This window comes from Deferrisoma palaeochoriense, assembly GCF_054656955.1.
Genome location: NZ_BAAHXI010000012.1, coordinates 17,999 through 35,585, shown reverse-complemented (window position 1 = coordinate 35,585; position 17,587 = coordinate 17,999). Strand labels below are relative to the sequence as shown.

Genomic DNA, 17,587 nt, shown 5'->3' with positions numbered 1-17,587 from the left:
CCGTGCGCGTCGCCGTTGCCATGAGCGGCGGGGTGGACTCGTCCGTCGCCGCCGCCCTTCTCCAAGAGCGGGGACACGAGGTCGTGGGCCTCACCCTCAAGGTGTGGGAGCGGGCCCGGTGCTGCTCGGCCGACGATGTGGAGGACGCCCGGCGGGTGGCGGCCCGGCTGGGGATCCCGTTTTTCGTGCTGGACGCCCACGGGGTGTTCGACCGGGAGGTGGTGGAGCCGTTCGCCCGGGGCTACGAGGCCGGGCTCACCCCGAACCCCTGCGTGGTGTGCAACCGACGGGTGCGGTTCCGGTGGCTGGTGGAGCGGGCCCGGCTCCTGGGGTGCGCCTGGGTGGCCACCGGGCATTACGCGCGGCTGGAGGAGCGCCCCGGGGGTGGGGTTCGGCTCCGGAAGGGGCTCGACCCCAAAAAGGACCAAAGCTACTTCCTGGTGCCCGAGCGGTCCGAGGATCTGGAGGGCATCCGGTTCCCCCTGGGGGGATGGACCAAGGAGGAGGTCCGGCGCAAGGCCGCGGAGCTTGGCCTCCCGGTGGCCCGAAAGGCCGAGAGCCAGGACGTGTGTTTCGTGCCTGACGGGGACGTGGCGGGGTTCCTGGACCGCCGGCTCGGCCCTTCGCCCCGGGGCGAGATCGTGGACCTAAAGGGCCAGGTTCTGGGCACGCACAGGGGCCAGAGGGCCTACACGGTGGGGCAGCGCCGGGGGCTTGGGATCTCGGCCCCGGTTCCCCTCTACGTCCTGCGACGGGACGGGCCGGGGAACCGCATCGTGGTGGGGCCCCGGGAGGCCCTCCTGTGCCGGGATATGGATGTGGATAAAACCGTTTGGTTGGAGGACGATTTGCCGCAAGAGTTCGAGTGTTGTGTCAAGATTCGATCCACCGCGCCGGAGGTCGCGTGCCGGGTCCGGAGGCGGGGCGCGGGGGCCCGGGTGCGGTTTGCGACCCCCCAGTTCGGGGTGGCCCCGGGGCAGTTTGCCGTCTTTTACCGGGCCGACGAGGTCCTGGGAGGGGGATGGATCCGGGAGGCCGGCGGCCGTGGGTGAGGAGCGCCAGCGGGTTTCCGTGGCCACGGTGGGCTGCAAGGTCAACCGGTTCGAGTCCGAGGCCCTGGAGGAGGCCTTGCGCCGGAACGGGTACGAGGTGGTGCCGCCCGGCGAGCCGGCCGACGTGGTGATCGTGAACTCGTGCACCGTGACCCACCGGTCCGACCGCGACACCCGGGCCCTGGTGCGGCGGGCGCGCCAGCAGAACCCCGGCGCCCGGATCGTCGTGACGGGCTGCTACGCGGAGGTTTCCCCCGAGGAGGCCCTGGCGGCCGGGGCCGACCTGGTGGTGGGCACCGGCGGCAAGTTCGCCGTGCCCCAACTCCTGCGGGACGGCGCCACCGGGATCCGAAAGCCGTGTGGGGACGAGGGGGGCGAGCGGTTCCCGGCCGTCGGGGGGCTCCGGGGCCGTGCCCGGGCCTACCTCAAGGTGCAGGACGGGTGCAACGCGTTTTGCGCCTACTGCATCGTGCCCTACGCCCGGGGCCGCTCCCGGAGCCTCCCGCTCGATCGGGTCCGCCGCGGGCTTGCGCGCCTGCGGGAAGGGGGGTATGGGGAGGTTGTGCTGACCGGTGTCCACCTGGGGTTGTGGGGCCGGGATCTCTCGCCGCCCCAACCCTTCGCCGCCCTTTTGGACGCGGCCGAGGCCGCGGGGATCCCGCGGATCCGGCTCTCCAGCCTGGAACCCGGGGAGATCACCGACGGGCTCCTCGAGCGGCTGGCGCGGTCGGGGGTGCTTTGCCCCCATCTTCACGTGCCGGTCCAGTCCGGCTCCGACCGGATCCTCCAACGGATGGGGCGGCCCTACGGGGCGGAGCTCGTGAGGGAGCGCGTCGCCCGGGCGGCCGAGCGGATCCCGGGCCTGTGCGTCGGCATGGACCTCATCGTGGGGTTTCCCGGCGAGACCGAGGAGGACTTCCGGGAAACCGTCGGGCTAGTGGAGGACCTGCCCGTGGCCTACCTCCACGTCTTCCCCTTCAGCCCCCGCCGGGGCACCCGGGCCTGGGACATGCCCGAACGGGTGCCGGCCGCCGAGATCAAGCGGCGGGCCGCGGCCTTGCGGGCCGTCGGGGAGGGGAAGCGGAGGGCGTTCTGGGCCTCCCAGGTGGGGCGGACCCTGCCCGCCCTGGCCGAGAGGGCCGCGGCAGAGGGGCGGCTTCGCCTGCGCACCCGCAACTACCTGCCGGTGGAGGTGGAGTGGGAGGGAACGCCGCCCCGGGAAGAGGTAATGGTGCGCATTGAGGGGGCCGGGAAGACGGTCGTGCGGGGACGTGTGGTTGCGGACGGGGTGGAGCCCAGCTGAGGAGCACCGACCATGGACATGGAACGCCGAGAGAACCTGCGGGACCTGGAGGAAGCCCTGGGGTACCTGTTCGAGACCCCGGACCTCCTGGATCAGGCCCTGACCCATAAGTCATACGCGAACGAACGGGGCAGCGGGATCCGCGACAACGAACGGTTGGAGTTCCTCGGGGACGCCGTGCTGGACCTCGTGGTGTCCCACCTGCTCTATGAGCTCCGGCCGCCCCTCACCGAGGGGAAGATGTCAAAGGTTCGGGCGTTCTTGGTGAGCGAGCCGAGCCTGGCCGAGGTCGCCCGGTCCTTCGGGCTGGGGCGGTACCTGCTGCTCGGGAAGGGGGAGGAGCAGACCGGGGGGCGGGAGAAGCCCTCGATCCTCTCGGGCGCCTTCGAGGCGCTGGTGGCTGCCATCTACCTGGATGGGGGGTTCGACCTGGCCCGGGAGTTCGTGGACGCCGTGTTCCGGCCGCTCCTGGAGGCCGAGGGCCCCGGCGGGCTGGACCGGGATTTCAAGACGAGGCTTCAGGAACACTGCCAGGGGCGGTACGGCACGGCCCCCACCTACCGGTTGGTGGGCGAATGGGGGCCCGACCACGACAAGACCTTCGAGGTGGAGATCCGGTTGGGCAACCGGGTGCTCGGCCGGGGGCGGGGCCGCAGCAAGAAGGAGGCCGAGCAGCGGGCCGCCCAGGGCGCGCTGGACGTGTTGGAATGAATTTCCGGTTTGCGCACCGGCGAAGTCGTGATACCCTGGAGCCGTTCTAAGAAACCTCGGTCGTCGGTCACCGGCCTTGCGGTCCCCGGTCCCTTGCCCCGCCCGCCAGCGCGCGCGCCCGCTTACGCGTGTCAGTGGGTCGCGAACAGGCCGCGCTGCGCGGCCTACGGCAGCTTCCGAGTAACTTCGGTCTAAGGTCGTCGGTCCGCGGTCTCCGGTCCTTTGACCTAAGCTATGGCGCCGTGTGGCTGAAGCGAAAAGTTATTGTTCCTGCGAACAAGCCGCCCCGCGGCGTAGCGAAGCTTCCAAGATCTCCCAACCCTCCCGGAGGTGTGGCATGCGTCCCTGGTTCCCCCTGTTTGCGGCTCTTCTGCTTGGCGCCTGCGCCACCGGCGGCCACATGGCCCACCACGGCACGGCCCACCAGCGGGTGGAGGGGTCCCTCGCGAGCGAAATCGCGATCCCGTTCTATTCCCTCGAAGAGGGGAAGCGGTTGGCCGCCGAGCAGAAACGGCCGATCATCGTGGACTTCTACGCCCCGGAGGGGTGCAGCCGGTGCGACCGGTTCGCCAAGCACATCTACAACAACCCGGAGATCGGTCGGTACATCACCGAGAACTTCGTGCTGGTGCGGATCAACCTCATGGGGAACATGACCCGCGACGAGATCGCCCTGGGGCGCAAATACGACTACAACTACGACTGCCTCCTGGTGTTCCTCGACTACCGGGGCGAGGTGATCGAGGACCTTTCGGGAAAGCGCATGTGTTTTGCCGACTTCATCGAACCCGAGTGGTTCAAGCAGTACCTGGCCCGGGCCGTGGAGGAGAACCGGCGGCGCGTGGCCGGGGGGAGTTCATAGACCGAGAAGGACCCGCACGAGGCCCCAGGGGCTGAACAGGGCCCTGGGGGGCGTGGTGCCGGCAACGATGCCCGCGGCCAGTTTCCGAAGCCGCGGGCTTTGTTGTGCCCGGCGGGCGAGGAGATCGCACAGGCCGGGTCGCGCCAGCCACCGCTCGGCCACCCGGTACGACGCGTACCGCCGGGCGAGCTCGGTGCGGACCCAGCGGCGGTAGGCCTCGAGTGCCCGGGCGCCGTGCGCCAGGAATCCGGCGGCGGCTTCCCCCGCCTTCCGTCCCGACTCCAGGGCCGGGCCGATCCCCTCGGCCGTGAACGGATACGAGGTGCCGAGCGCCTCCCCGGCCCACACCACCGGACCCGGGTCCACCGGCGGCCGTGCCGGGGGTCCGCACCGGATGGGGGCGGCCCGGGGCGGCCCGTCCCAGGCGATGCGCCCCCGAAGTTCCCCGAGAGCGGGGGAGGTGGCGCACAACCGTTCCAGCGTCCGGTGGAGGGGCGCATCGGCCCGTCGGGTGCGGAAGGCGCCGCACCCGACGTTGAACCGCCGGCCGCCCAGGGGAAACACCCACCCGTAGCCCGGGAGCACGCTGCGGTCGTAGGTGACGGCCGCGAACGGGAGGTCGGCCGGGCCCGTGGCATAAACCCGGAGGGCCACGGCGTCGGGGGCGGGGCGCCCCAAAGGACGCGCCGTTCGGGGAGCGAGGGCCTGAAGGGCGCCCGTGGCCACGACGGCGATCCGCGCCCGCCAGGTCCGGGCGTCGGCGGCCGTGACCCGCACCCCGGGCGGCTCGGGAACCGCCGCCACGATCCGGGCCGGTTCCACCTGCGCCCCCTCCGCCGCGGCCGCCTCCACCAGGATCCGGTCGAGGGTGGAGCGGGACAGGGTGCGGATCGGGACCCGGAGGGCCACCCCGTGGCCCCCCGGGCTCCAGATCCGAAGTTCCTCCACCGAATGGGCGGCCCGGCCGAGGAGTGCGGTCAGCCCGAGGTCCCCGAGCTCTTCCCAGGCGTCGTCGAGGAGCCCGTCCCCACAGGTTTTCTCCCGGGGCGGCGGGGAGCGGTCCACCAGAAGCACCCGGGCCCCGGTCCGGGCGAGCATCAGGGCGGCGGCGCCGCCGGCCGGGCCGGCCCCGACCACGATGGCGTCGTACGTTGGCACCCCGCGCCTCCTTCCGGTGATCGGGCTTTACCTGCGGCGGGCTAGGGTGCTACAAGACGCGGCTTCCTGGCAAACGGCCCGGGCGGAGGCCGCCGAAACCTGCTGGCGGCGAGGGGGCAGGGCGCTACGCTCTGCCCTCCGAGCGTTCTGGCTTCCCAGCTTCCCCACGGAGATCCGATGGAACCGAATCGATTCCGCAACGTGGCGATCATCGCCCACGTGGACCACGGCAAGACCACCCTGGTGGACGCCATGCTCTGGCAGAGCGGCGTTTTCCGGGAGAACCAGAGGGTGGAGGAGCGGGTCATGGACTCCAACGCCCTCGAGCGGGAGCGGGGCATCACGATCCTCGCCAAGAACACGGCGGTCTGGTTCGAGGGGGTCAAGATCAACATCGTCGACACCCCGGGCCACGCGGATTTCGGGGGCGAGGTGGAGCGCACGCTCCAGATGGTGGACGGGGTGATCCTCTTGGTGGACGCGGCCGAAGGCCCGCTGCCCCAGACCCGGTTCGTGCTCCAGAAGTCCCTGGAACTCGGTCTCCCGCCGGTGGTGGTGATCAACAAGATCGACCGGTCCGACGCCCGGCCCCAGGAGGTGCTGGACGAGGTCTACGGGCTGTTCATTGACCTCGATGCCACCGACGAGCAGCTCGAGTTCCCGGTGCTCTACACGAACGCCCGCCGGGGGGTGGCACACAGGAGCCTGGACGACGGCTCCCGGGACCTCCGGCCGCTGTTCGAGGCGATCCTCGAACGGATCCCGCCGCCCGCGGGCGACCCGGAGGGCGACCTCCAGATGCTCGTGACCACCCTCGATTACAACGACTACGTGGGTCGGCTGATCGTGGGCCGCATCGTGAACGGGAGCCTGCGGCCGGGCCAGGAGGTGGGCGTGGCCACCGAGGAAGGCGTGGTACGGGGGCGGGTGGCCACGGTGTACACCCACGAGGGGCTGCGCCGGGTCGAGACCGAGCGGGCCGTGGCCGGCGACGTGGTGGCGGTGGCCGGGATCGACGAAGCCACCATCGGCGACACCCTGGTGGACCCCGAGCGGCCCCGGCCGCTCCGGCGGATCCGGGTGGAGGACCCGACCATCGCCATGGTGTTCTCGGTCAACACGAGCCCGTTCGCGGGCCGGGAGGGCCGGTTCGTGACCTCCCGCCAGATCCGGGCCCGGCTCGAGAAGGAGGTGATCCACAACGTGAGCCTCCGGCTCGAGATCCTCGACACCGACCAGTTCCAGGTGGCCGGCCGAGGGGAGCTCCAGCTGGCCGTGCTGATCGAAACGCTCCGGCGCGAGGGGTACGAGCTGAGCGTGTCGAAGCCCGAGATCCTGACCCGGGAGGTGGGGGGCGAGGTCCACGAGCCCTGGGAGGTCGCCCTGGTGGACGTGCCCGAGGAGTTCGTGGGCGCCGTCACCGAGAAGCTCGGCCGCCGCAAGGGCCAGATGACCCGGATGGATCCCGCCGGAGCCGGCCGGGTGCGCCTGGAGTTCCGGATCCCGTCCCGGGGGCTCATCGGGTACCGGAGCGAGTTCCTCACCGACACCCGGGGGACCGGCATCCTGAACCGGCTCCTGGAGGGGTATGCCCCCTGGGCCGGGCCGGTTCCGGGCCGCACGACCGGCGCCCTGGTGTCGGACCGGGCCGGCCGGGCCACCACCTACGCGCTCTTCCATCTCCAGCCCAGGGGTGTCCTGTTCATCGGGTCCGGCACCGAGGTGTACGAGGGGATGATCGTGGGGGAGCACTCCCGGGAGAACGACCTGGACGTCAACGTGACCCGGGAGAAGAAGCTCACGAACATCCGGGCCGCCGGCGCCGACGAGGCGCTCCGGCTTGTTCCGCCCCGAGAGATGACCCTGGACCGGGCCCTGGAATGGGTCGACCGGGACGAGCTCGTCGAGGTGACCCCGAAATCCGTGCGGTTGCGAAAAAGGGTACTTGCGGCGAATCAACGCCCCCGGCGGGAAACCGCGGGGGCTTGAAACACGATGCAACAAGAGAAACATTGGGCGAAACCCCGGTAGGGGGGCGGACTTTCCGAACCCGGTTTCGTTTTCTGGGTGGCCTCCGGGAAATCCGCTTGACACGATGAAATCGGCTTTCCTATGATCCGCCCTTCCGCTCCCCCGGGGCGTGGACGCCCCTTTCGTTTCTGACTGTTTCAACGTTTTTCACCCCGCCAACCCCAAACAGGAGGGATTGGGAGCATGAAACGCCGCTGGGTTTTGGTGGTCGCCCTTGTGTGCCTGTGCGCAAGGCCGGGGCTGCGGGCGGCCGGGGCCGAGGAGGACGTGTTTGCGGTGCCGCCTCCGCCGTTGAGCGAGGACTACTACCCCTGCGCCGAGAACTGCCACAACGACCAGGAGACGGATCCCACGCCCCGGGAGCTCGAGGAGCACACGGAGATCCAGCTCCACCACGCCGAGCAGTTTCGGTGGTGTCTCGACTGCCACGACGCCGACAACCGCGACAAGCTCCACCTCCAGAGCGGCGAGAAGATCGACTTCGCCGAGTCGTACCGCCTGTGCGGCCAGTGTCACGGCGACAAGTACCGCGACTGGAAGCGGGGCATCCACGGCAAGCGCACGGGCTACTGGAACGGCAAGAAGCAGTATCTGCTGTGCGCCCACTGCCACAACCCCCACAGCCCGCGGTTCGAGCACCTGAAGCCCGAGCCCCCGCCGGCGGTTCCCGGCTCCGGGACGCTGGGGTCGCAGAAGGCGAAGAAGCACGTGATGGAAGAACCCCACGGCGGCAAGGAACACTAGGACCGGCCGGTTCGGGACAACGGCAAGGAGAGGCGATCCATGTCCAAGAAGAACGCGTGCACGGTGGACCCGAAAACGGCGAGCCGCCGGAAATTTCTCCGGGGGCTGGCGGCCGGGGCGGCGGCGACGCTGCCGGTGAAGGCCCTGGCCCAGGGCGACAGCGGGTTTCTGACCTACGGCTCCTGGGAGGAGTACTTCCAGAAGAACTTCCAGGAGATGACCCCCGAGGAGGTGCAGGCGACGCTCAAGCGGCTCGAGGAGAAGTACACCAAGCAGTACGGCAAGAAGGTGACCGTGAAGGCCACCCCGCCGATGGAAAACGTGCTGTTCGGGTACGCCCTCGACCTCAACCGGTGCATCGGGTGCCGGCGGTGCGTCTACGCCTGCGTCAAGGAGAACAACCAGTCCCGCCGGGATCCGCAGATCCATTACATCCGGGTGCTGCGGTTCGAAAACGGCGAGATGGAGTTCGAAAAGGCCGATCGCTACTACAACCCCGAGCGGGTGCCCGAGGAGGGCCACTACTACGTGCCGGTCCAGTGCCAGCACTGCCGCAAGGCCCCGTGCGTCAAGGCCTGCCCGGTGCGGGCCACCTGGACCGAGGACGACGGCATCGTGGTGGTGGACTACAACTGGTGCATCGGTTGCCGGTACTGCATGGCGGCCTGTCCCTACGAGGGCCGTTATTTCAACTGGCTCGACCCCAAACTGCCCCCCGAGGAACTCAACCCCGACACCCATTACCTGGGCAACCGGCCCCGGATGCGCGGGGTCGTGGAGAAGTGCACCTTCTGCGTCCAGCGCAGCCGCGAGGGCCGGTACCCGGCCTGCGTCGAGGCGTGCCCGGTGGGCGCCCGGAAGTTCGGGAACCTCTTGGATCCCGAGTCCGAGGTCCGCTACGTGCTGGAGAACCACCGGGTGTTCCGGCTCAAGGAGGATCTCCTCACCGAGCCCAAGTTCTACTACTTCTTCGGCTAGAGGGGTGTAGCGATGAACACGCTGATGGAGTTTCTGGTCGGGACCTTCATTCTGGCCTTCCGGGGCGGCAAGAAGTACTACGCCTGGATGGGCTCCCTCGTGGTGATCGCGTTGGTGGGCCTGGGGGCCTGGGTCTATCAGTTGGAGCACGGCCTCGGGATCACCGGCATGCGCGATCCCGTGAGCTGGGGGCTCTACATCGCGAACTTCACGTTCCTGGTGGGCGTGGCCGCGGCGGCCGTGCTCCTGGTGATCCCGGCCTACATCTACAAATGGGGTCCCATCAAGGAGATCGTGCTCCTGGGGGAGCTCCTGGCCGTGGCCGCGATCGCCATGTGCCTTATGTTCGTGACCTTCGACCTGGGGCACCCCGAGCGGTTCTGGCACCTCATCCCCGGGCTGGGGATCCTGAACTTCCCGATCTCGATGCTCTCCTGGGACGTGGTGGTGTTGAACACGTATCTGGCGCTCAACCTGATCGTGCCGGTGTACATCCTGTACAACGCCTACCAGGGCCGGGAGCCGAATCACAAGATCCTGTGGCCCCTCATCATCTTCTCGATCCCGGCCGCGGTGTCGATCCACACGGTCACGGCGTTCCTCTATAACGGCTTTCCCGCCCGGCCGTTCTGGAACGCCTCGATCCTGGCGCCCCGGTTCATCGCCTCGGCGTTTTGCTCCGGGCCGAGCTTCATCATCCTGGCCTTCCAGTTGATCCGCAAGCACACGCCGATCAAGATCCAGGACCGGGCCATCTTCAAGCTGGCCGAGATCATCGCCTACGCCATGGGGATCAACCTGTTCCTCCTGATCGCCGAGGTGTTCAAGGAGTACTACAGCGCCACCGTGCACCTGGCACCGATGCAGTACCTCTTCCAGGGGCTCCACGGCCACAACGAACTGGTGCCGTTCATCTGGACCGCGATTGCGTTCAACACCATCGCGTTCCTCCTGTTCCTGACCCCCAAGACCCGGGAGAACTTTTTCACCCTGAACCTCGGCTGCGTGCTCATGTTCATCGGCGTGTGGATCGAGAAGGGGCCGGGGCTCATCCTGCCCGGGTTCGTGCCCACCCCGCTGGGGGAGATCTGGTCGTACAGCCCGACCCTGCCCGAGGTGCTGATCACCCTGGGGATCTGGGCCATCGGGCTCATCATCTACACCCTGCTCCTCAAGGTGGCGATCCCGATCGAGGTGGGCGAGTTCCGGCAGATCAAGGACCGACTCCGGGGGATCACCTCGGCCCAGTAGGGGAGAAACCGAAGGGGACGAAAGGGGCTGCCACCGTGCGGCCCCTTTTCTTTTGGCCATGGGCGGTTGAAACGCCGGCCGGGGCTTGACTATGATCCACCGACCCCGGAAGGGGGATCGGTTCACGGTTGTTTCCCTGCTGAACAGGAGGAGTTCGGATGCGTCGTGTGGGGTTCGTGTGGTTGGTAACCGTGGCGTTGGTGGGGGGGGGCTGCGCAGGGTTTCCCCCGGCCCGACAGGTCGAGCCGCCGGCTCCGGCCGCCGAGGCCAAAAAACCGGAGCCGCCCCCGGCCCCCCCGGCGGCCCAGCTCGACCCCCGAGAGGAGCGCCGGCTCCTGAACGAGCTCCTCCGGGACGTGGACGAGTATCATCGGCTGCTCAAGGAAAAAAACGTGGAGCAGGCCGCCCAGTACGTGGAGGAGGCCCACCGGCAAGCCCACATCGACAGCCTGTGGGATCTCGTGGCGCGCTACGAGATCGTGAGCGCGGACGCCGCGAGCTATCAGCTCTTCGCCCAGCCCGACGGGGTGATGGCCAAGGTGCGGGTCGTGCGCACCCTGATTCCCCGCCACTCGGTGGTGCCCGAGCGGTCCGAGGTCTGGATGACCTGGCTGCGCAAGGGGGAGCGCTGGGTGCTCCAACCCCAGGCCAAAAAGTAGTCGGGACGAGCCCCGCGGATCCCGCAGCGACCAGGCCCCCATGCTCGCGTTTCTCGAGTGGTTCGGCCGGCTCGTGGTGAGCCGGATCGAGGAGGTGGGCCGGAACTTCCTCTTTTTGATGGAGGCCGGCCGGGCCGCGGTCACGCCGCCCCTGCGGCTGCGCCAGACCTTCCGGCAGATGGAGTTCGTGGGGGTGCGATCCGTGTCGGTGGTGGTGCTGACCGGCACCTTCACGGGCATGGTGCTCGCGCTCCAGGCGTACTACGGGTTTCGGAAATTCGGGGCCGAGGGTCTGGTGGGCACCACGGTGGCGCTCTCCATGGCCCGGGAGCTCGGGCCGGTGCTCACGAGCCTCATGGTTACCGCCCGGGCGGGGTCGGCGATCGCCGCGGAGCTGGGCACCATGCGGGTCACGGAGCAGATTGACGCCCTGGTCGTGATGGCCGTGGACCCGATCCGGTACCTGGTGGTGCCCCGGATCCTGGCGGGGCTTCTCATGGTGCCGGTTCTTTGTATCGTGAGCGACTTCGTCGGCGTGGTGGGGGGGTACTTCGTGGGGGTGAAGCTCCTCGGGATCAACTCGGGGGTGTACGTGGAGAACACCGTCAAATACGTGGAACTCGCCGACGTCCTAAACGGCCTCGTGAAGGCCGCCTGCTTCGGGTTCATCCTGGCGGTGGTGGGCTGCTACAAGGGGTTCCACGCCACGGGCGGGGCCCAGGGGGTGGGCCGGGCCACCACCGAGGCCGTGGTCCTGGCCTCGGTGCTCATCCTGATCAGCGACTACTTCCTGACCGCCATCATGTTCTGACGTCCCCATGGCCGACCCCATCATCGTGTTCGAGGAGGTGCACAAGTCGTTCCGGGGACAGAAGGTCCTGGACGGCCTGAACCTGGAGATCCCCCGGGGGAAGACGACGGTCATCATCGGGCGCAGCGGCGGGGGAAAGAGCGTGACCCTCAAGCACATGATCGGGCTCATGCGGCCCGATCGGGGCCGGATCCTGGTGGACGGCCAGGACATTACGCGGCTCGGCCGCTACGAGATGAACGCCGTGCGCCGCCGGTTCGGGATGCTCTTCCAGGAGGGGGCGTTGTTCGACTCGATGACCGTGGGAGAGAACGTGGCGTTCCCCCTGGTGGAGCACACGAAGCTCGATCGGGCCGAGATCGGGAGGCGGGTCTCCGAGATGCTGGCCACCGTGGGGCTTCCCGGAACCGAGGAGAAGATGCCCTCGGAGCTCTCGGGCGGGATGCGAAAGAGGGTGGGGCTCGCCCGGGCGCTCATCCTGGAGCCGGAGATCGTGCTCTTCGACGAGCCCACCTCGGGCCTCGACCCCATCATGGCGGACGCGATCGACCGGCTGATCCTCCGGACCCAGCGGGAGTCCGGCCGGACCTACGTGGTGATCAGCCACGACATCCCGGCCACCTTCAAGATCGCCCACAAGATCGCCATGCTCTACGAGGGGCGGATCATCGCCGAGGGCACCCCCGAGGAGATCCGCCAGAACCCCAATCCCATCCTCGTCCAGTTCCTGCGCGGTTCGGCCGAGGGGCCGATCCAGGTGCAGTGAGGCCCAGGCGATGATCCGAGGACGCCCATGAAGCGAATGTCGCCCGAGGCAAAGGTGGGCCTGCTGGTCCTCGCCGGCGTCGTCCTCCTCACCTACATGACCCTGAAGCTGGGCAAGGTGGGGTTCGGTCCCGGCGGGGGGTACCGGGTGGTGCTGCGGCTCGACAACGCCACCGGCCTGGCGAAAGAGGGCGAGGTCCTGGTGGCCGGGATCCCGGTGGGCGTCGTGGAGGATATCCGGCTTGAGGGGGGGCAGGCGGCGCTCGTGCTGCGCATCCGCGACGACGTAAAACTCCCGGCCGACACCGTGGGGAGCCTCCGGACCCACGGGGTGTTGGGGGAGAAGTACATCGAGCTCGTCCCGGGTTCGTCGTCGCGGCTCCTGGCCGAGGGGGACGAGGTGCGCCCCGGGGTGCCGCCCGGGGACCTCGATCGCCTGGTCACGAGCCTCAACGCCGTGAGCGACGACGTGAAGAAGGTGACCGAGCGGCTCGCCAACGTGCTCGGAACCCCGGAGGGGGAGCAGAACCTCCGGGACCTGATCGAGGGGCTGCGGGACACGGCCGTGGGACTCCGGGAGGTGGTGGAGGAAAACCGGGAGACCCTGCGGGAGACCCTGACGAACCTCAGGGGGCTCACCGCCGACCTGCGGGATCTTCTGGCCGCGAACCGCGAGGGGATCGACGAAACCGTAGAGAACACCCGCGCCCTCACCCGGACGCTGGCCGAGCGCACCCCGGCCATCGCGGAGAACCTGGAGCGGGTCACCGGCCGGCTCGACGAGGTGGTGGCCGAGAACCGCGAGGATCTTCGGGCGAGCCTGGCCAACCTCCGGAAGGCCACCGAGGAGCTCGACGCCACCCTGGCCTCGATCCGGGGGGTGGCCGAGGCGGCCCAGAGCGAGGAGGGGACCCTGGGCCGGCTGCTCAAGGACGACTCCCTCTACGTGGAGCTCCAGGAGACCCTGGCGGATCTTCGCTCGGTGGTGGGGAAAATCGAGCGGGGGGAGGGCACCCTCGGAAAACTCGTGACCGACGATACCGTGTACGCCGAGCTCACCGAGACCCTGGGGAACCTCCGGAGCATCACCGACAAGGTGGACCGGGGCCAGGGCACGATCGGGAAGCTCGTAAACGACGAAAGCGTGCACGAGAACCTGAACCAGACGCTGGAGGGCATCACGGACTTCGTGGCCGGGGCGAACCGGTTCCGGCTCGAGCTCTCCTACACGGGAGAGTACCTGGCGGATCTCGGCGAGGCCAAAAACTACTTCGGGCTCACCGTGCAGCCCCGGCAGGACCGGTTCTACTACCTGGCCCTGGTGGACGACCCCCGGGGCGACACCACGACCCGGGTGACCGAGCGGCTGGTCACCGACGAAACCGGCACCCACCGGGTGCGGGAAGAAAAGTCGGTTACCGAGGACCGGTTCAAGTTTTCGGCCCAGGTGGGGAAGCGGTTTTCGTTCCTGACCCTGCGGGGGGGGCTGTTCGAGTCCACCGGCGGGGTGGGGGCCGACCTGGACCTGTGGTCCGACCGGCTCCGCTTGACGCTGGAGGCCTTCGATTTCGCCCGGGAGGAGGGGCCGGCGCACCTGAAGGCCTCGGCCCGGTGGCTGTTCTGGAAGCACCTCTACCTCACGGCCGGCCTCGACGACTTCCTGGACGACCGGGGCCGGGCCGACTACTTCGTGGGGGGCGGCATCCGGTTCGTGGACGAGGACCTCAAATACCTGCTATCGCCGGCCGCGAGCCTGGCGCAGTGATACGGTGTGCGGCCCCCAGACGGGGGCCGTAGACCGACGACCCAATCGTTCAAGCGTTTTGGCCTTCCAGCCTTCCAGCCGTTACGGAGGAACCAAGCCATGGCACCGATTCGAAGGGCGATCGTGAGCGTGTCCGACAAGACCGGGGTGGTGGAGTTCGCCCGGGGCCTCGCCGACCGGGGCGTGGAGATCCTCTCCACCGGCGGCACGGCCCGCATGCTCCGGGAGGCCGGGGTCCCGGTCACCGAGGTGAGCGCCTACACCGGGTTTCCCGAGATCCTGGACGGCCGGGTGAAGACCCTGGTGCCCAAGATCCACGGCGGCATCCTGGCCCTCCGGGACGACCCCCGGCACCGGGACCAGATGGCCCAGCACGGCATCGAGCCCATCGATCTCGTGGCCGTGAACCTCTACCCCTTCGAGAAGACCGTGGCCCAACCGGGCTGCACCCGCGACGAGGCCGTGGAGCAGATCGACATCGGGGGGCCCTGCATGATCCGGGCGGCCGCGAAGAACCACAAGTATGTCACGGTGGTCGTGGACCCGGCCGACTACGGCCGGGTCTTGGACGAGATGGATCGAAACGGCGGCGAGGTGGGGCCCGAGCTGCGCTATGAGCTGGCCGCCAAGGCCTTCAGCCGCACCTCGGCCTACGACGCGGCCATCGCCGGGTGGCTCAAGGGAAGGGGGGTGGAGGCATGAAGGTCCTCGTGGTGGGAGGAGGGGGCCGGGAGCACGCGCTCGCCTGGAAGATCGCCCAGAGCCCCAAGGTGACCGCCGTGTACGCCGCGCCGGGGAACGCGGGCACCGAGAAGGTGGCCCGCAACGTGCCCATCGCGGCCGACGACGTGGACTCCCTCGCCGCGTTCGCCGAGGCCGAGGGGATCGACCTTACGGTGGTGGGACCCGAGGCGCCCCTGGTCCTCGGGATCGCCGACCGGTTCCGGGAGCGGGGCCTCAGGATCTTCGGCCCCACGGCCGCGGCCGCCCGGCTCGAGGGGTCGAAGGCGTTGGCCAAGGCCGTGATGGAGCGGTTCGGGGTGCCCACGGCGGCCTACCGGGAGTTCACGGATCCGGCCGAGGCCAAGGCCTACATCCGGGAGCAGGGGGCTCCGATCGTGGTCAAGGCCGACGGACTGGCGGCCGGGAAGGGCGTGACCGTGGCCCGCACGGTGGACGAGGCCCTCTCGGCCGTGGACGCCATGATGGTGGCCCGGGAGTTCGGGGACGCCGGCGGCCGGATCGTGGTGGAGGAGTGCCTCGAGGGGGAGGAGGCGAGCTTCCTCGCGTTTTGCGATGGCCGAACCGTCCTGCCTATGGACTCGAGCCAGGACCACAAGCCCGTGTTCGACGACGACCAGGGCCCCAACACCGGGGGGATGGGTGCCTACAGCCCGGCGCCGGTGGTGACCCCGGAACTGTTCGACCGGATCGTGGCCACCGTGATCCGGCCGGTGGTCGAGGGGCTCGCGGCCGAGGGGACCCCCTACACCGGGGTGCTCTACGCCGGGCTCATGATCCGGGGCGACGAGGTCAAGGTCCTGGAGTTCAACTGCCGGTTCGGCGACCCCGAGTGCCAGCCCATCGTGCTGCGCATGAAGGGGGATCTCGTGCCCGTGTTGGAGGCCTGCGTGGACGGCACCCTGGACCGGGTGACCCTGGACTGGGATCCGCGGCCGGCCGTGTGCGTCGTGATGGCTTCGGGGGGGTACCCGGGGGCCTACGAAAAGGGCCTCGAGATCCGGGGCCTGGACGAGGCCGAGGCCCTGGAGGACGTGGTGGTGTTCCACGCCGGAACCCGACGCGAGAACGGCCGGGTGGTCACGGCCGGGGGGCGGGTGCTCGGGGTTACGGCCCTGGGCGCCGACATCCCGGCGGCGATCCGCCGGGCCTACGAGGCCGTGGAGCGGATCTCCTGGCCCGGGTGCCACTACCGCCGGGACATCGGCCGGAAGGCCCTTCGCCGCCTGGGGGAGGGCTGAGGGATGTCCGGGGCGAAGGCGCCCAAGGTGTTGATCCTCATGGGCAGCGACTCGGACCTCCCCGTGGTCCAGGAGACGACCGGGTTTCTGGACCGCATGGAGGTGCCCTACGAGGTGCGGGTGAGCTCGGCCCACCGGAGCCCCGAGCGCACCCGGCGGCTCGTGGCCGAGGCCGAGGCCCAGGGGGTCGAGGTGTTCGTGTGCGCGGCCGGCATGGCGGCCCACCTGGCCGGGGTGGTGGCGGCCGAGACCGTGCGGCCGGTGATCGGGATCCCGGTGGACGCCGGGCCGTTTCGGGGCCTCGACGCCCTGCTGTCCACCGTGCAGATGCCGCCGGGCATCCCGGTGGCCACGGTGGCCGCGGGCAAGGCCGGGGCCCGAAACGCCGGGGTGCTCGCCTGCCAGATCCTCGCGCTCTCCGATCCGGACCTGGCCCTTCGCCTGAAGGCCCTCAAGGAGTCCATGGCCAGGGATGTCGAGGAGAAGGACCGGAAGGTGGCCGAGTCCCTGGGTCGGGCAGGGAAGACCTGAGACCCCCGCACCGGGCGGCCGGAAACAAAGGCCGGGGCAGCCGCCGACGGCAGACCGTGGACCGCAGACCAAGGACCGCCGTTCCTTCCCCTTGACGCGGCACCGGGCTCCCGTGGTATACAGGCGCCCGGTTTTCATTCGGGAAGGCTCGGTTCGTGGGGCCACTTCAACACCCAAAGGGAGGTAGTGCCAGATGAAGAAGCTCGTGTTGTTCGCCGCCGCCGCCGTGTTCTCGCTGGGGCTCGCCCTGGGCGCCGCCCAGGCCACCGACGCCCCGGCGGGGCCCATCGAGGTCACGAACTTCGGGAAGAAGGGTGTGGTGACTTTCGACCACGCCAAGCACAAGGACGTGAAGTGCGAAGAGTGCCACCACAACAAGAAGGAAGAGAAGTACAAGTGCGGCGAGTGCCACAAGGCCGAGGCCGAGGGTGACGCCCCCAGCTTCAAGGACGCCGCCCACAAGAAGGAAGTGGGCAAGTGCTGGAGCTGCCACCGGGCCAAGGACGCCAAGAAGAAGATGAAGTGCAACGAGTGCCACAAGGGCTAACACGGCCAGATGTGATTCTGAAGAAGGGCGGCCCGCGGGCCGCCCTTCTTTCGTGACGACCATGGTGGACGACGTCTTTTTCGCTTCGGCCCCGCCCGAGCACGTGGCCCGGGAGAAGGCCAAAGCCCGGGAGCTCCGGAAAACCGGGTGGTGGAAGCGCCGGGTCGCGGCCGGGGTGTGCCACTACTGCGGCCGAAGGGTTCCCCCTTCCGAGCTCACCATGGACCACGTGGTGCCGCTGGCCCGGGGGGGGCGGTCGGTGCGGTCCAACGTGGTGCCCGCCTGCAAGGACTGTAACAGCAAGAAGCGCTACCTCCTGCCCGTGGAGTGGGCCGAGTATCTGGAACGGCTCCGGGGGGGCGGCCCCGGTGACGAGGCCTAGACTCGGCTTTTCCCCCCGCCTTCGTGTATGCTAGCGTCACGGCGGCCCACCTGGG

General features: G+C 69.3%; 17 protein-coding genes and 1 pseudogene. 17 read left to right on the top strand and 1 reads right to left on the bottom strand.

The window, feature by feature from the left end:
* Positions 1-2: 2 nt before the first annotated feature.
* The 4 genes from mnmA to ACYQ8L_RS05200 all read left to right on the top strand — a co-directional run bounded on the left by mnmA (position 3) and on the right by ACYQ8L_RS05200 (position 3,928).
* Positions 3-1,052 carry a tRNA 2-thiouridine(34) synthase MnmA gene (mnmA, locus tag ACYQ8L_RS05215; protein ID WP_459940716.1) on the top strand — a complete coding sequence of 350 codons (1,050 nt, stop codon included), beginning with the start codon at positions 3-5 and terminating at the stop codon, positions 1,050-1,052.
* A complete protein-coding gene (gene mtaB / locus ACYQ8L_RS05210; protein ID WP_459940715.1) occupies positions 1,045-2,355 on the top strand; it encodes a tRNA (N(6)-L-threonylcarbamoyladenosine(37)-C(2))-methylthiotransferase MtaB in 1,311 nt (436 codons plus the stop codon). The genes mnmA and mtaB overlap by 8 nt, the downstream gene beginning before the upstream one ends.
* Positions 2,356-2,367: 12 nt before the next feature.
* Complete coding sequence (gene rnc / locus ACYQ8L_RS05205; RefSeq protein WP_459940714.1) at positions 2,368-3,066, top strand: ribonuclease III; 699 nt, start codon at positions 2,368-2,370, stop codon at positions 3,064-3,066.
* A gap of 337 nt (positions 3,067-3,403) precedes the next feature.
* On the top strand, positions 3,404-3,928 hold the full coding sequence (locus ACYQ8L_RS05200; protein WP_459940713.1) for a thioredoxin family protein: 525 nt from the start codon (positions 3,404-3,406) through the stop codon (positions 3,926-3,928).
* Here ACYQ8L_RS05200 and ACYQ8L_RS05195 read toward each other — a convergent pair.
* Positions 3,923-5,086: an NAD(P)/FAD-dependent oxidoreductase gene (locus ACYQ8L_RS05195; RefSeq protein ID WP_459940712.1), complete on the bottom strand. Its 1,164-nt coding sequence runs from the start codon at positions 5,084-5,086 to the stop codon at positions 3,923-3,925. The genes ACYQ8L_RS05200 and ACYQ8L_RS05195 overlap by 6 nt on opposite strands.
* Before the next feature lie 177 nt (positions 5,087-5,263).
* On the opposite strand from ACYQ8L_RS05195, the gene typA reads away from it, so the two are divergent.
* The 13 genes and pseudogenes from typA (at position 5,264) to ACYQ8L_RS05130 (ending at position 17,532) form a co-directional block, all read left to right on the top strand.
* Positions 5,264-7,075 carry a translational GTPase TypA gene (gene typA / locus ACYQ8L_RS05190; protein WP_459940711.1) on the top strand — a complete coding sequence of 604 codons (1,812 nt, stop codon included), beginning with the start codon at positions 5,264-5,266 and terminating at the stop codon, positions 7,073-7,075.
* A gap of 225 nt (positions 7,076-7,300) precedes the next feature.
* Positions 7,301-7,861, top strand: coding sequence for a hypothetical protein (locus ACYQ8L_RS05185; protein WP_459940710.1), 561 nt, complete (start codon positions 7,301-7,303; stop codon positions 7,859-7,861).
* 39 nt (positions 7,862-7,900) lie between these two features.
* Positions 7,901-8,839 (top strand): 4Fe-4S dicluster domain-containing protein, encoded by a 939-nt coding sequence (locus ACYQ8L_RS05180; protein WP_459940709.1) that lies wholly within the window; start codon positions 7,901-7,903, stop codon positions 8,837-8,839.
* A 12-nt stretch (positions 8,840-8,851) separates the two neighbouring features.
* Complete coding sequence (gene dsrP / locus ACYQ8L_RS05175) at positions 8,852-10,090, top strand: sulfate reduction electron transfer complex DsrMKJOP subunit DsrP (RefSeq protein WP_459940708.1); 1,239 nt, start codon at positions 8,852-8,854, stop codon at positions 10,088-10,090.
* Positions 10,091-10,248: 158 nt separating this feature from the next.
* Entirely contained in the window at positions 10,249-10,749 is a 501-nt protein-coding gene (locus ACYQ8L_RS05170) for a hypothetical protein (protein WP_459940707.1), read from the top strand.
* A 40-nt stretch (positions 10,750-10,789) separates the two neighbouring features.
* Positions 10,790-11,560: an MlaE family ABC transporter permease gene (locus ACYQ8L_RS05165; RefSeq protein WP_459940706.1), complete on the top strand. Its 771-nt coding sequence runs from the start codon at positions 10,790-10,792 to the stop codon at positions 11,558-11,560.
* 7 nt (positions 11,561-11,567) lie between these two features.
* Positions 11,568-12,326 (top strand): ABC transporter ATP-binding protein, encoded by a 759-nt coding sequence (locus ACYQ8L_RS05160; protein WP_459940705.1) that lies wholly within the window; start codon positions 11,568-11,570, stop codon positions 12,324-12,326.
* A gap of 27 nt (positions 12,327-12,353) precedes the next feature.
* Positions 12,354-14,090 carry an MlaD family protein gene (locus ACYQ8L_RS05155; RefSeq protein WP_459940704.1) on the top strand — a complete coding sequence of 579 codons (1,737 nt, stop codon included), beginning with the start codon at positions 12,354-12,356 and terminating at the stop codon, positions 14,088-14,090.
* A gap of 99 nt (positions 14,091-14,189) precedes the next feature.
* Positions 14,190-14,777, top strand: a pseudogene (gene purH, locus ACYQ8L_RS05150) (bifunctional phosphoribosylaminoimidazolecarboxamide formyltransferase/IMP cyclohydrolase); the annotation flags it as partial.
* Between the two features lie 11 nt (positions 14,778-14,788).
* A complete protein-coding gene (gene purD / locus ACYQ8L_RS05145; RefSeq protein ID WP_459940703.1) occupies positions 14,789-16,072 on the top strand; it encodes a phosphoribosylamine--glycine ligase in 1,284 nt (427 codons plus the stop codon).
* A gap of 3 nt (positions 16,073-16,075) precedes the next feature.
* Positions 16,076-16,603 (top strand): 5-(carboxyamino)imidazole ribonucleotide mutase, encoded by a 528-nt coding sequence (gene purE / locus ACYQ8L_RS05140; RefSeq protein WP_459940702.1) that lies wholly within the window; start codon positions 16,076-16,078, stop codon positions 16,601-16,603.
* Between the two features lie 193 nt (positions 16,604-16,796).
* Positions 16,797-17,150 carry a cytochrome c3 family protein gene (locus ACYQ8L_RS05135; protein WP_459940701.1) on the top strand — a complete coding sequence of 118 codons (354 nt, stop codon included), beginning with the start codon at positions 16,797-16,799 and terminating at the stop codon, positions 17,148-17,150.
* 61 nt (positions 17,151-17,211) lie between these two features.
* Positions 17,212-17,532: an HNH endonuclease gene (locus ACYQ8L_RS05130; RefSeq protein ID WP_459940748.1), complete on the top strand. Its 321-nt coding sequence runs from the start codon at positions 17,212-17,214 to the stop codon at positions 17,530-17,532.
* Positions 17,533-17,587 lie beyond the last annotated feature (55 nt).